11 protein-coding genes are annotated in these 13674 nt (G+C 70.6%); 2 read left to right on the forward strand and 9 right to left on the reverse strand.

Annotated elements, in window-relative coordinates:
- Nucleotide 1: 1 nt before the first annotated feature.
- From ABZ848_RS14340 to ABZ848_RS14350, 3 genes are read right to left on the reverse strand one after another with little or no spacing between them, the layout of a single operon-like run.
- On the reverse strand, nt 2-1312 hold the full coding sequence (locus ABZ848_RS14340) for an acyltransferase family protein (protein ID WP_360830560.1): 1311 nt from the start codon (nt 1310-1312) through the stop codon (nt 2-4).
- The gene (locus tag ABZ848_RS14345; RefSeq protein ID WP_360830563.1) at nt 1312-3651 is read right to left on the reverse strand and encodes a bifunctional polysaccharide deacetylase/glycosyltransferase family 2 protein; all 2340 of its coding nucleotides are present in this window, start codon (nt 3649-3651) and stop codon (nt 1312-1314) included. The genes ABZ848_RS14340 and ABZ848_RS14345 overlap by 1 nt, the downstream gene beginning before the upstream one ends.
- A gap of 17 nt (nt 3652-3668) precedes the next feature.
- Complete coding sequence (locus ABZ848_RS14350; protein WP_360830566.1) at nt 3669-4067, reverse strand: hypothetical protein; 399 nt, start codon at nt 4065-4067, stop codon at nt 3669-3671.
- 305 nt (nt 4068-4372) lie between these two features.
- Here ABZ848_RS14350 and ABZ848_RS14355 point away from each other — a divergent pair, with 305 nt between their 5' ends.
- Nucleotides 4373-5410 (forward strand): chitinase, encoded by a 1038-nt coding sequence (locus ABZ848_RS14355; protein ID WP_360830568.1) that lies wholly within the window; start codon nt 4373-4375, stop codon nt 5408-5410.
- A gap of 61 nt (nt 5411-5471) precedes the next feature.
- On the opposite strand, the gene ABZ848_RS14360 is transcribed toward ABZ848_RS14355, so the two are convergent.
- The 4 genes from ABZ848_RS14360 to ABZ848_RS14375 all read right to left on the reverse strand — a co-directional run bounded on the left by ABZ848_RS14360 (nt 5472) and on the right by ABZ848_RS14375 (nt 8436).
- Nucleotides 5472-5924, reverse strand: a complete 453-nt coding sequence (locus ABZ848_RS14360) for a hypothetical protein (RefSeq protein WP_360830571.1) — start codon at nt 5922-5924, stop codon at nt 5472-5474.
- Nucleotides 5925-5931: 7 nt separating this feature from the next.
- On the reverse strand, nt 5932-7146 hold the full coding sequence (gene mqnC, locus ABZ848_RS14365) for a cyclic dehypoxanthinyl futalosine synthase (protein ID WP_360830574.1): 1215 nt from the start codon (nt 7144-7146) through the stop codon (nt 5932-5934).
- A gap of 70 nt (nt 7147-7216) precedes the next feature.
- Nucleotides 7217-7954 carry a prepilin peptidase gene (locus tag ABZ848_RS14370; protein WP_360830577.1) on the reverse strand — a complete coding sequence of 246 codons (738 nt, stop codon included), beginning with the start codon at nt 7952-7954 and terminating at the stop codon, nt 7217-7219.
- A gap of 68 nt (nt 7955-8022) precedes the next feature.
- Nucleotides 8023-8436, reverse strand: coding sequence for an SsgA family sporulation/cell division regulator (locus ABZ848_RS14375; RefSeq protein ID WP_360830580.1), 414 nt, complete (start codon nt 8434-8436; stop codon nt 8023-8025).
- Between the two features lie 194 nt (nt 8437-8630).
- Between ABZ848_RS14375 and ABZ848_RS14380 the strand changes: the two genes are divergently transcribed.
- Entirely contained in the window at nt 8631-10517 is a 1887-nt protein-coding gene (locus tag ABZ848_RS14380) for a sigma-70 family RNA polymerase sigma factor (protein WP_360830583.1), read from the forward strand.
- A 42-nt stretch (nt 10518-10559) separates the two neighbouring features.
- Here the strand turns inward: ABZ848_RS14380 and ABZ848_RS14385 are convergent, their stop codons facing one another.
- Together ABZ848_RS14385 and ABZ848_RS14390 are read right to left on the reverse strand one after the other, a co-directional pair.
- A complete protein-coding gene (locus ABZ848_RS14385; protein WP_360830586.1) occupies nt 10560-12578 on the reverse strand; it encodes a serine/threonine-protein kinase in 2019 nt (672 codons plus the stop codon).
- 73 nt (nt 12579-12651) lie between these two features.
- Nucleotides 12652-13500, reverse strand: a complete 849-nt coding sequence (locus ABZ848_RS14390) for a menaquinone biosynthesis protein (RefSeq protein ID WP_360830589.1) — start codon at nt 13498-13500, stop codon at nt 12652-12654.
- Between the last annotated feature and the right edge of the window lie 174 nt (nt 13501-13674).

Raw genomic sequence — 13674 nt, forward strand, 5'->3', positions numbered from 1 at the left:
GTCATCGGGGAAGAAGCTTGGGCTTCTTCTTCGCGGCCACGTCCTCGACCCAGCCGCACAGCAGGATGAACACGGCGATCAGGATCCAGCCGATGCCGAACATGAACCACTGGCTCTCCAGCGGCAGCCACTTCTCGAACGCGGGGACGTTCCAGAACTGGTCGATCAGCGGGACGGCGAGCACCAGCGCGATCTCGTGCCAGAGGTAGATCGTCACCGCGCGCGCGTTGAAGATCGTGACCGTGCGGTCCAGGCGCCGGAAGCGGGTGAGCCAGGCGAAGTCGATCCGGAAGTACGCCTTGGCCCACATCAGCAGCATCACGAAACCGGCCGACCAGAAGGCCTGGGCGAGCGGGATCTCGTCGAGGTCGTAGGTGCCGACCTCGCCCTGGTGCGTGAAGGCGTACCAGCCGCCGTAACCGATCGCGGCGAGCGAGAGGACGACGACCAGGGCCGGCTTCAGCCTCTGCAGTACGCCGTCGCGGTGGGCGAAGCCGAGGATCCAGCAGAAGAGGTACGTCGACAGGTCCCACAGGGCGCTGCCGAAGCGGTTGTCCGGCCCTGACCAGACGAAGTTCAGGACGAGGATCGGGGCGAGGGACAGGAGCAGGACCGGGATCGGTGCCTTGCGGAAGACCCACAGCAGGGCCGGCGAGAGCAGCACGAACCACAGGTACGTCCGCAGGTACCAGAGGATCTCCCAGGCCTGCATGCCCCACGCGTTGCCCGGCGGATCACCGAGCGGCACCACCCAGTAGACGATCTCCCAGCCCGGCATCCAGTCGTGGATCAGCATCGCGAGGACCACGAAGAAGCCCCAGAACCAGAACGGCGGCAGCAGCCTGCGCAGGCGGGACCTGACCACCTTGAACGCCGGGCGCTCCAGCGACTTGGCCATCAGGGTGCCGGCCAGCCCGAACATGATCCCCATGGAGGGGAACACCATGCCGCACCAGGCCCACCCGAAGGTGTGGTACGTGACGACGCGGATCAGGGCGACGGCCCGCAGGGTGTCGAAGTACCGGTCGCGGCCGGCCGGCTTGGGCGCGGCCGCTTCCCGCACCGGCTCCTCGGCCCGCTCCTCCGTGACAACCGCTGCCACCGGCTCCGGCTCGACCGCGGGCAGCGGCGCCGTCTCCTCGGCGGGCGCAGGCGGCCCGTAGTCGACGTACTGCTGCGGATACGGCTGCTGCACGTACTGCTGCTGGCCGTACTGCGGCTGCCCGTACCCCTCGTAGCCCTGGGCCGGCTGCTGCCCGTAGCCGTGGCCGCCGTAACCGCCGTAGCCCTGCTGCTCCTGTCCCCAGCTCATCAGCTCGCCCCCGCCGGAGTGCCGACCTCGCCCGTGCGCTTGAGTTTCTGCCAGCGGAGGCGGCCGCCTGTGAGGGCTGTGATGCAGGAGTGGATGAGGACCAGGTACATCATCTGGCGGTAGGCCAGTTGCTGGAGGGGCATCATCAGGAGGTAGCGGTACTTCTCGCGGTCCAGGCGGAAGGCGTAGGCCGCGCAGAAGAGCTGGATGCCGAGGACCGCCAGCCAGGCGTACAGCGCGGCCTGGAAGTCCACGAAGATCATCGAGTAGACCGTGAAGACGTCGATCAGCGGTGCGAAGACCGGCGTGACGATCTGGAAGATGACCACGAGCGGCATGCCGACCCGGCCGAAGCGGCCCGAAGGGCCCTTGTCCGTCAGGGACTTGCGGTGCTTCCAGAGGGCCTGCATCGTCCCGTAGGACCAGCGGTAGCGCTGCGACCACAGCTGCTTGAGCGAACCCGGCGCCTCCGTCCACGCGCGCGCGTGCTCCTGGTAGACGACCCGCCAGCCCGCCCGGTGCATGGCGATGGTGATGTCCGTGTCCTCGGCGAGCGTGTCCTCGCTCATCCCGCCGACCTGCAGCACCGCCTCGCGGCGGAACGCGCCGATCGCGCCGGGGATGGTCGGCATGCAGCGCAGCAGGTCGTACATACGGCGGTCCAGGTTGAAGCCCATCACGTACTCGATGTGCTGCCAGGCGCCGATGACGGTGTTGCGGTTGCCGACCTTGGCGTTGCCGGCGACCGCGCCGACCTCGGGGTCGGCGAAGGGCTGCACGAGGTGTCGTACCGTGTCCGGCTCGAAGACCGTGTCGCCGTCCATCATCACGACGATGTCGTAACTGGCGCTGCGCACACCGTTGTTGAGGGCGGCCGGCTTGCCCGCGTTCTCCTGACGGATGACGCGGACGTTGGTCATGCCGAGCTCGTGGGCCGCGTTGCGGGCGATCTCCGAGGTGCCGTCGGTCGAGCCGTCGTCGACCACGATGACCTCGATCGGGTGCGTGCTCTTCGACAGCGACTCGAGGGTGTTGGCGATGCACTCCTTCTCGTTGTACGCCGGCACGATCACGCTCACCGGGCGGGTGACCGTCGGCCCCCAGCTGAACCGGCGTTTGTTGCGCTGTCTGTAGTGGCGCCGGGCGAGGATCAGCATCATCCCGAACCGCCCCATGACGGCCACGCCGACGACGACCAGGCCGACCGACAGGGCGGGCACGGTCCATTCGGCGACGGCGACCGCGACGATGAGCGCCTTGCCCTCGTAGAGGGTCGCGCCGGTTGCGGTGCGGTGGGCGGCCTGGAGGCGGGACGGGTTCGAACCGGTGCCGTTCGCCTGCCCGTTGAGGCTGCCGGCGGACTGCTCTCCCGTGGCGCCCGCGGCACCCCCTGTCCCCGTCGTCCCGGGGGCGGCGGTGGCACCGGTCTGCTGTGTCCCCGCCGGGCGCGTGCTCGCGTTGTCCTTCTCGATGACCCCGCTGATGGTGGTGAAGGTGTAGCCCTTCGCCTTCATCTTCTCGATGTACTCGGGCAGCGCCTTGACCGTCTGCTCGCGGTCGCCGCCGGCGTCGTGCATGAGGACCGCGGCTCCCTTGTTCGCCTTCGGCGTGGCCCAGCTGACGATCTTCGAGACGCCCGGCTTCTTCCAGTCGTCGCTGTCGGTGTCGACGAAGACGCTGGTGTAGCCGTCCTTGCCGAGCTTCTGGTAGACGGGCCAGCTGTAGTTGTCGATGGCGTCCGTCTCCGAGGAGTACGGCGCCCGGAACAAGGTCGTCGTGATGCCGGCCGCGCCCGCCAGCGCGAGCTGGGTCTGGGTCATCTCGCGCCGGATGCGGGCGTCGCTCTGGTAGGAGAGGTCGACGTGGGTGAAGGTGTGGATGCCCACCTCGTTGCCCTGATCGACCATGTCCTTCACGATGCCCGGATAGCGCGAGACCATCGAGCCGACCAGGAAGAACGTGGCCGGCACGTCGTACTTCTGCAGGATCTTCAGGACCTGCGGCGTGTACGTCGGGTTCGGGCCGTCGTCGAAGGTCAGCGCGATGGTCTTGGCCGGGACGGACAGGGTCGTGGCCTGGCCGGCGCGGTAGGTGATGATCGGGCCGCCGTTGAGGATCTTGTCCGGCACCTTGCTGGAGCTGGCCCCGTCGCGCACCCGCTGGTCGCCGCCGACCTCGGCGCGCAGATAGCCGTCGAGCAGCATGATGCTGGTCAGCGCGAGCAGGAGCAGCAGGGCGAGGATGACACGCGGTTTCTGCAGCGCCGCGGCCTTGCCGGCCGCCCGCTCCATACGGGTGGGGGCACGGCGGCGGCCGCGCGTCGAGGTCGTCGTGGTCATGTGGCTCTGGATTCCCGTCAGTTGGCCGCGCTCGCGGAGGCGGACGGGGTCGGGGTGCCGGAGGGCAGCGTGCTCGGCAGATCGCTGGGCCGGCCGCCGACCTGGTAGCCGACGCCGCCCTGCTGCCGCAGGCCGCCGGGGCCGGTGCCGGTGCCGCCGGGGCCCGCCTGGCCGTTGCCGCCGAAGGGCAGCAGCGAGGACGGGTTGATGGACGTGCCGATGCCCATGAAGGCCAGGCCCAGGATGACGGCGTACCCGAGACACAGGAAGCCGACGAAGAGGCCGATCCGGCGCAGCAGCTTGGAGCGGCGCCCGGAGTTGTCAACGAAGACGGGTCCCTCGGCGGACCCGTTGCCGCGTTTGCGGCGGCGACCGCGGCCGGTCGCGCTGATTTCGATGGCAGGCTCGGAATGCATTCCCCAGACATTAGGCAGGCTTTATGTGATCGAAACCAGCCTTCTTGTGAGGCGCATATGAGAAACGCCCTGACCTGTCTTTCCGCTGAGAGTTTCTGTGAACAGCTGCGCAGGTCAGGGCAGGGCGAGACGGACCTTATGTCTCATTTATTCCGCCCTGTTGGCCCGATTCACACCATCCCTCCCATGTATTTCCTGTGCATTGCCCGACAAGCTGAACAGCGGCCTCGTGTGAGACGTTCTCCTTTGGAATAAGGCTTTGTTTCGAAGCTGAGACAGAAATCACGAGAGCGGGTGCATGAGCAATGCGGGGTTTCCTGAAGCCGGCGGCCGGGTTCACTTGTCTGTTTGCCCTGGCCACGACCGGCTGCTCAGCAGGAGCGGAGCCCTCGGCACGGACGAGTTCGTCACCGTCGGAGTCGGCCGCCGCGGACGACGCCGCCACGGCCGCCGCGGCCGGCTCGGCCACGTCGTACGCGCCGTACGTGAGCGCGACGGAGGCCTCCGACAACGACTCGGCGGGGTCGCCGGCGACGTACAACCTGGCCTTCGTGATCGCGGACGGGAGTGCGTGCACGCCCAAGTGGAACGGTGAGGACTCGCTGGTTGACTCCTCGGTGAAGTCCCGGATCTCGCAGCTCAAGGCCGACGGCGGGAGCGTGCGGGTGTCCTTCGGCGGGGCGTCCGGGAAGGAGCTGGCGTCGACGTGCGGCAGCGCGACGGCGCTGGCTGCCGCGTACGGCAAGGCACTTGACGCGGCGGGCTCGACTCAGGCCGACTTCGACATCGAAGGGGACCAGCTGACCGACTCGGACTCCGTGGCGCTGCGGTCGCAGGCGATCGCGCTGCTGCAGAAGGAGCGGAGCGACCTGTCGGTGACCTTCACGCTGCCCGTCATGCCGTCGGGGCTGGACTCGGACAGTCTGGCGTTGCTGGAGTCCGCCAACAAGTACGACGTGCAGGTCTCCACGGTGAATCTCATGACCATGAACTACGGCGAGTCCTACAGCGGGGACATGGGCGACTACGCGCTCACCTCGGCGAAGGCCGCGCACACCCAGCTGAAGAAGGTGTTCGGGCTGTCCGACGAGGGGGCCTGGCAGGGGATGGCGCTCACCTCGATGATCGGCGTGAACGACGTGGACGGGGAGACCTTCACGCTCTCGGACGCGGCGCAGGTACGGGCGTTCGCGGAGGAGAAGGAGATCGCGTGGGTGTCGATGTGGTCGACGTTCCGGGATCAGCAGTGCGAGGAGGGGAGCGACGGGGATGACGACGCGGCGACCAACTGCAGTGGGGTAACGCAGAGTTCAGGGGCGTTCGGGGAGGCGTTTGCGGGCTGAGTGGGTCGCTGCGGGTGGTTCGTGGCTGGTCGCGCAGTTCCCCGCGCCCCTAGAAACGCTTTCAGCGACGCCTGTGTACCAGGCGGCCGGCGCAGACCGTTGCGATGCACTCGCCCGTGCCGTCCAGCACTGCCAGGTCTGCTCGGGCGTGCTCTTCGATGGTCGGTCGCCGGGGAGCCGAGAGCACCGCGACCTCGTTTCTGGCGGCCGCCGCGCGGAGTTCGGGTGTGTCGGCGTGCTCCGCCATCACCGCCACCGCACCCGACTTCAGGACCTCGTGGATACGTTCGCGTGGGCTCGGGGCGTCCGGGAGGGAGCCCTCGTGCACGCGGCCCGGACCGAGCACGCCCGGCCAACTCCGCACCCGTGCACCCGGGAAGCGCTCCTCGATCTCCGCCAGCGTCCCCACCGCCGCGATCCGGCTGCCCTCCACCGCCACCGCGCCGTCCTTCAGCGGCGGCTCGGCGCTCTCCCAGTCATGCCGGAGTTCCGCCGCCGTGTGAATCGTCAGCACAGGTCGGTCAGTTGGAAGCGAGCAGCTTCAGCTCGGGGTGGGCCGTGCCGCCCTCGATCGCCGTGGACGAGATGTGGGACATCACGCGCTCGTCGACCGGGTCGTCCGCCGGGTCGTCGTGCACGACCAGGTGCTCGTACGTCGTGGAGCGCTGGGCCGGGGTGCGGCCCGCCGTACGGATCATGTCGATCATTTCCTGGAGGTTGGAGCGGTGCTTGGCACCGGCCGCCGAGACGACGTTCTCCTCCAGCATCACCGAGCCCAGGTCGTCCGCGCCGTAGTGCAGCGTCAGCTGGCCCGCGTCCTGGCCGGTGGTCAGCCAGGAGCCCTGGATGTGGGCGATGTTGTCCATGAAGATCCGGGCGATCGCGATCATCCGCAGGTACTCGATGATCGTGGCCTGTGTGCGGCCCTTCAGGTGGTTGTTCATCGGCTGGTAGAGGTACGGGATGAAGGCCCGGAAGCCGCCCGTCCGGTCCTGGACGTCACGGATCATCCGCAGGTGCTCGATGCGCTCGGCGTTCGTCTCGCCCGTGCCCATCAGCATCGTGGAGGTCGACTCGACGCCCAGCCGGTGCGCCGTCTCCATGATCTCCAGCCAGCGCTCACCGGACTCCTTCAGCGGCGCGATCGCCTTGCGCGGCCGCTCGGGCAGCAGCTCGGCGCCGGCGCCCGCGAAGGAGTCGAGGCCGGCCGCGTGGATCCGCTGGATCGCCTCGTCGACCGACACCTTGGAGATGCGGGCCATGTGCTCGACCTCGGAGGCGCCGAGGGAGTGGATGACCAGCTGCGGGTAGGCCTGCTTGATCGCGGCGAAGTGCTTCTCGTAGTACTCGACGCCGTAGTCGGGGTGGTGGCCGCCCTGGAACATGATCTGGGTGCCGCCCAGTTCGACCGTCTCCGCGCAGCGGCGCAGGATGTCGTCGAGATCCCGTGTCCAGCCCTTGTCCTTGTCCTTCGGCGGCGCGTAGAAGGCGCAGAACTTGCACGCCGTCACGCAGACGTTCGTGTAGTTGATGTTGCGCTCGATGATGTACGTCGCGATGTGCTCGGTGCCCGCGTACCTGCGGCGGCGCACGGCGTCGGCGGCAGCGCCCAGCGCGTGCAGCGGGGCGTCGCGGTAGAGGTCGAGCGCCTCCTGCGGGGTGATGCGCCCACCCTCGGCGGCACGGTCGAGGACGGCTGTGACATTAAGAGACGTAAGGTCGGCCTTCTCGCTCACCGGGGCGTGCCTTTCGTCAAGGGTTGGGCGGTCTCGGCCAGCCTACGCCAGCCCTCCGACAGCCCCGACGTCAGGCCGCGAACGCGCCGATCAGCAGCCCGAGGAAGGCCCCGGAGATCAGGAAGGGCCCGAAGGGGATCGTCGTCTTCCGCCCGGCCCGCCGCACAAGCACCAGGACACCCCCGTAAACCGCCCCGAGCAGAAACGCGGCGAACGTCCCCAGCGTCACCGTCGCCCACCCGTACCACCCGAGCACGGCCCCCAGCCCGACCGCCAGCTTCACATCGCCGAAGCCCATGCCACCGGGGTTGATGAGGAACAGCAGGAAGAAGCCGGCGCCGAGCGCGGCGGCGGCGTACAGCGCGGTCGGCCAGTCCCCCGCGTGCTCCGGTACGAGGGTGACGGCGCCGAGCAGCGCGAGCGCGGCGCCGGCCAGCGGCAGGGTCAGTACGTCGGGCAGCCGCTGCACCCGGAAGTCGACGACGGTCAGCAGCACGCCGACGGGCGCGAGCAGCAGCCAGACGCCGAGTTCGGGCCGGGCTCCGGTGGCGGCGGCGAGGAGGGCGCAGACGAGGGCGGTGGCGATGACGAGGGCGGGAGCGCTGGGCCCGTAACCACTCACTCGCCGTGGGGAACAGTCGGCGCATCGCGCCCACCCGATCCACCCGCCGATCGCGTGCTGTTGGGGGCAGGAGTCCCGCCAGGTGTCCCCCGCCGGTACGGAGAACCGATACGCGGCCCTAGGCAGCAACGAGCCCACCGCCGCACCCCACAGCGCGGCGATCGCGACCAACACCCCCGTGTCCACGCCGGTGTTCCCCCAACCTTCGGTCCGCGCACTGCCGTGATCCGTGACGGCCACGGTAGCCAGCCCGGTCAGACACCGTCGAGCATGGCGGCGAGGCCGCGGTCGAGGGCCGGTTCCACGGGTTCGGCGCCGGGTTCCGTCACCTCGTAGGAGCGGACGAGGAAGCGGTGCAGGGCGGCCGTCTCGAAGAGGATCACCGCGACGCCCTCGCGGGCGCGGAACTCGACGGCCGTGCGGGCGGGGCCGCAGGGGCGGACGTGCACGGTGCCGAGGCCGGCCGGGGTACCGAGGCCCTCCTCCAGGAGGGTGCGGGCGAAGGTCCAGGTGACCTCCTCGTCGTCGAGGGAGATCCAGGCCGGGAAGACGAAGTGGACGGCCAGCGGGTCGCCGGAGGTGTAGCGGAGGGTGACGGGGACCGCGAGTTCCTCGTGGTCGGGGGTGAGCAGGCGGGCGCCGGTGGGCTGTTCGAGTGTGACGGGCATGAGGGGCTCCGGTGTCGGGGTTGGTGCGTGCACTTCTACGAGTCCGTTGCGGCCCCTGCATTACGCCGTGACGGAAATCAATTTATGTGACGTGCGACACATTAACCTCGGTCCGCAACTTTGGTTGAAAGTTTTGCCATCTACGCTGACAAACCCTTTCCCGCCTCAGCAGGCCGCAACTGGAGCGTTCCGCCATGTCCGACGGTTCCACTGCAGTTTCCGCACCGGCGTCCCACGCCTCCACCGCCACGGCCGAGTACGCCCGGATCTACGAGGAGCAGCAGCCGCGGCTCGTCGCGTACGCCCGCTCGCTGACGCGCAACGCGTGGACCGCGGAGGACATCGTCGCGGAGGCGCACTTCCGGGTGTGGCGGCGGCTGGCGACGGGGCACGAGATAGAGAACGTGCCGGCGTACTTGATGACGACGGTGCGGCACCTGGCGACGGCGGCGGGCACATCCGTACGGGAGACCCCGCAGGATCCGCAGGCCGACGAGCAGATACGGGTCGGCCGGCAGGCACACGCGGACGACCCGGCCGAGCAGGTGTCGTCCGTGGACCTGGTGGTGCGGGTGCTGGGGCAGTTGCCGGAGCGGTGGGTGAAGGCGCTGTGGCTGTCGGAGGCGGAGGGGCAGCCCTTGGCGGCGATCGGCCCGCAGCTGGGGACGAAGGAAGGCGCGACGGCGGTACTGCTGCACCGGGCGCGGGAGGGAATGCGACAGGCGTTCCTGCGCGCGCAGACGGGAGCACCGGAGGACCCGGCGTGCCAGGTGCACTGGGCACGCATGCCCGCATACGTCCGCGGCGCGGCAACACCCCGCCAGTCCGAACGCCTCCTCGCCCACGCGGACGCCTGCGCGGACTGCCGGGCCCGCTTGGCGGCCCTGATGACGGCGAACGACCGGTTGCCGGCGCTGGTGGGGCCGGCGCTGGTGGTACTGGCGTTGGGGGGAACGGGGAAGTTTCTGCTGGGGTTTGTGGCGGGGGCGGCGGGCGCGGGCGCGGCGGGCGGAGCTGCTGGGGCCGGCGCGACTGCGGGTGCGGGGTCGTCTGCGGGCGCGGCCGGATCGGCAAGCGCGGGCGCGGCGGCATCGGCAGGTGCGGCGGGCGGGGGCGCGGGCGCGGTGGCCGGTGTGGGTGGTGCTCCGGGCGGAGTCGCTGCGGGTGGGCACGGTGGGGTCGGGTTGTTGCACGGGGTGCGGCAAGCGGCGGTCAGTGGGGCCAAGGCGCCGGTTGCGGTGGCTGCGGGGACGGTTGTGGCCGGGGCGGTCGCCGTGCTGCTCCTGCTGGGGCCGGGCGGGGCGGGGTCGATACCGACCCAGCGGACGCCTGTCGCCGACGGGCCGGTTGCCCAAGTGCCGGTCGCGGAGGCGCCGGTGGCTGCGCCTTCGGAGGGGATGCCGGCGGATAAGCCTGCGGTGGATGGGGAGTTGGGCGCGGGGGCTGGTCAGCCGACGGTCACAGTGGCGGCGGCTGGCGGGGGCTCGGAGTCCGCGGGCGGGGGTTCGGATGCCGGCGGGGGCGGGGGTAGTACGTCGCCGGGTACGCCGTCGGACGAGAAGCCGACGCCGAGCGAACCGGCGCCCGGGGAGCCGACCCCGACCGAGCCTGCGCCGAGCGAGCCGGAGCCCACCAAGCCGACGCCCGGGGAGCCGACCCCGACTGAACCCACGCCCAGCGAGCCGACGCCCGCGCAGCCCGCGCCGAGCGATCCGGAACCGACCAAGCCGACGCCCGGGGAGCCGACCCCGAGCGATCCCGCACCTGGGAAGCCGACGCCTACCGAGCCGACGCCCACCGAGCCGACTCCTGAGGACCCCACGCCCAGCGACCCCGCGCCCACCGATCCCGCGCCTAGTGACCCCGCTCCCAGCAACCCCGTTCCGAGCGACCCCGCTCCCGCCGAGCCCACTCCCCCCACCACCGGCGGCGATCAGGACCAGGATCCGGGAACCCCGACCGCTCCCCCCGAGGGCACCGACGACCCGTCACCCGCGCCCTCGACCCCCGCCGATCCCCCGGGCGACGACTGCCCCCCGCACGACCACGACCACGGAGGTGGCGGACACAAGTCGGAGTAGGGGCGAAGTGGGGCGGCACCGACACCGCCCCACCCCCTCGCCCTACTTGACCCGCGACAACCGCGCCGTCGGATTCCCCTCCGCCTCGCTCTCCGCCGCGTACTTCAAGTCGTCCCCCGCCAGCGACAGCCGGACCGTGTGCGGCGCCGGGTCGCAGCCCGCGTGGTTGGACTCGGCGCCCACCGACGTCGTCACAAGCTCCGTCTTCGTCACCTTCTTCAGCGTCAGTACGTCATCGCAGACCCCGCCGATCTGATCGGTCTGCCGCATCCGCCCCAACTCCTGCCCCACGGCCGCCTGATGCACGGTCAACCGGAACGTGCCCATGGGCAGGGCCCCGTTGAGGGCAAGCCCCTCGCCCTCCCAAGTGCCGATGTACGCGGCCGGTACGACACCCGGCAGCCCCGGCACATCACTCGCCACCCCGCTCGGCGTCGCCGTACCGGAAGCACTCGAAGAAGCCCCCGCGGAAGAACTCGAACTCGGCCTCGGACTCGGCGCCGACGAGTACGCCCCGGCCCCCGAATCGCTGCTCGCCGAGCTGTCGTCCCCACCGCCCGGCAGCAGATCGAACACGAACACCGACCCCACGGTCACCGCGGCCAACGCCCCCGCGACCGCCAACGCCACCGTGCAGCTCAGCCGCCGCCCGCGCCCGCCGTCCCCCGGCCCCGACGAAGCCGCCACGGACACCGACAACTTCCCCGGCCGCTGCTCCCCGGGCACCGCATCCCGGGGTTCCGTCACGGAGACGGACGGCGAACCGACCGGGGAGCCCGGCGTAGGCGTGGACGAAGGTGTGGGAGGAAATGAGGTCGGCGGCGCGGATGGAAGTGCGGGAGGAATTTCGGGCGGAGGCGCGGGAGGAAACGCAGGCGGCGGCGCGGACGGCACACCGGTCGCAGCCCCCGGCATCACCGGCGCCGGCCCGAACGCCCCAACCGCCCCCTGCCCAACGGCCGCCGCCTCTCCAGCCCCTTGCCCAACTGTCGCCTCCCCGGCCCCCTGCCCACCGGCAGTCACCTGCCCGGCCGCCCCCGAACCCCCAGCCGTCGCCTGCCCCGCCGACCCAGGGCCCCCAGCCGTCACCCGCCCCTCCGACCCGACCGCAACCCCACCCCCCACCGAAGGACTGCTGAACCCCACCGGCCCCGACGGCGCCTCCCGTACCTCAAGGTTCAGCAGCTGTACGGCGCTTCGGCTCACCTGTTCCACCAGCGCCCCCGGCAGCCACCCGCCGGTCACCAGTCGGGCCGCGCCCTCGGGAGCGAGGCGGCGGGCCACTTCGGCGGGCAGAGGCCGGTCGGTCGGGTCCTTCGTCAGGCAGGTCTCCACCACCTCGCGCAACTCGCCGCTCAGCGAACCGAGTTCGGGCTGTTCGTGGACGACCTTGTAGAGGAGGGCGGCCGAGGAGTCGCCGGGGAAGGGGGGTTCACCGGTCGCCGCGTACGCGAGTACCGCGCCGAGTGAGAAGACGTCCGCCGCCCCCGTCGCACCCTTGCCGAGGATCTGCTCCGGAGACATGTAGCCCGGCGAGCCGATCGAGACGCCGGTCGACGTGAGCGACGCCGTGCCGTCCGTCGCGCGGGCGATGCCGAAGTCGATCAGGAGGGGGCCGTCGAGGGTGAGCAGGACGTTGGACGGCTTCACGTCCCGGTGGACGAGGCCCAGTTCGTGCACCGCGGCCAGCGCCTCCGCGAGGCCCGCGCCCAGCGCCCGTACCGAATGAGTGGGAAGCGGGCCGCGGTCCGCCACGGCCGCTGCCAGCGACGGGCCCGCCGCGTACGCCGTCGCGACCCACGGGACCGCCGCCTCCGGGTCCGCGTCCAGGACCGGCGCCGTCCATGCCCCGCCCACCCGCCGCGCCGCCTCCACCTCCCGGCGGAAACGGGCCCGGAACTCCTCGTCCAGCGCGAAGTGCGGGTGCACGATCTTCACCGCGACCGTGCGGCCCCCGGCACTGCGGCCCAGGTAGACGCGGCCCATCCCGCCGGAGCCCAGTCGGCCGAGCAGCCGGTAGGGCCCCACGACGGTGGGCTCGTCGGCTCCCAGCGGCTGCATGGCGTCCACCCCTCCCCCGTACACGACGTGAAAAGGGTAGTGCGCCGTTCCACAGCCAACTCACTGTTGGTGGTTACGGCTGGAGCAGGTCGACCTTCACGTCCGCCGGGAAGCCGGTCGTCGGGCCGACTCGGCGGGCGAACTCGGCGACCGCCGCCAGTTGGGGGCCGCCGAAGCGGAAGTCGAGGGTGGTGAAGTACTGCTCCAGGACCTGCTCGTCGAAGTCCTCCCAGCGGGCCGCCTGCTCGGCGACCTTGCCGACCTCTTCCAGGGAGAGGTTGCGGGAGTCGAGGAAGGCCTGGTGGACCTGGCGGGTGATGGCCGGCTCGCGGTCGGCGTAGTCGCGGCGCGCCGCCCAGACCGCGAACACGAAGGGCAGCCCGGTCCACTCCTTCCACAGCGTGCCGAGGTCGTGCACCTCAAGGCCGAACCGCGGGCCGTCGAGGAGGTTGGCGCGCAGTGCGGCGTCCCCGATGAGCACCGCCGCCTCCGCCTCCTGCATCATCAGGCTGAGGTCGGGCGGGCAGGTGTAGTAGTCCGGCTGGACGCCGTACCGCTCGGCGAGGAGGAGCTGGGCCAGGCGGACCGACGTGCGGGACGTCGAGCCGAGGGCGACCCTCGCGCCGTCCAACTCGTCCAGCGGGACCTGCGAGACGATCACGCAGGACATGACCGGGCCGTCGCAGCCGACGGCGATGTCGGGGAAGGCGACCAGGTCGTCCGCGTTGCGGAGGAACTCGACGAGGGTGATGGGCCCGATGTCGAGGTCTCCGCGCACCAGCTGCTCGCTGAGCTTCTCCGGGGTGTCCTTCGTCAGCTCGAAGTCGAGGAGCGTGCCCGTTCTCGCGAGCCCCCAGTACAGGGGCAGGCAGTTCAGGAACTGGATGTGGCCGACGCGCGGCCGGGTGCGAGAATTGTCCACATCGCGAGGCTAGACCCTATGAGGTACGGTGCAGGCTCCAGGGTGGGCCGCCGGAGTCACCGATGCCCCACCGGCCTCTCCCGTCAACCGCCTACGGGATCTTCAAACGTCCGAGTGACGTGATCTTGGCCTCTATTGCTTTCGGCTGCCTGCGTGCTAGGCTCGCCGCAAGTT

The sequence above is a fragment of the Streptomyces sp. NPDC047081 genome, from assembly GCF_040643775.1.
Classification (GTDB): Bacteria; Actinomycetota; Actinomycetes; order Streptomycetales; family Streptomycetaceae; genus Streptomyces.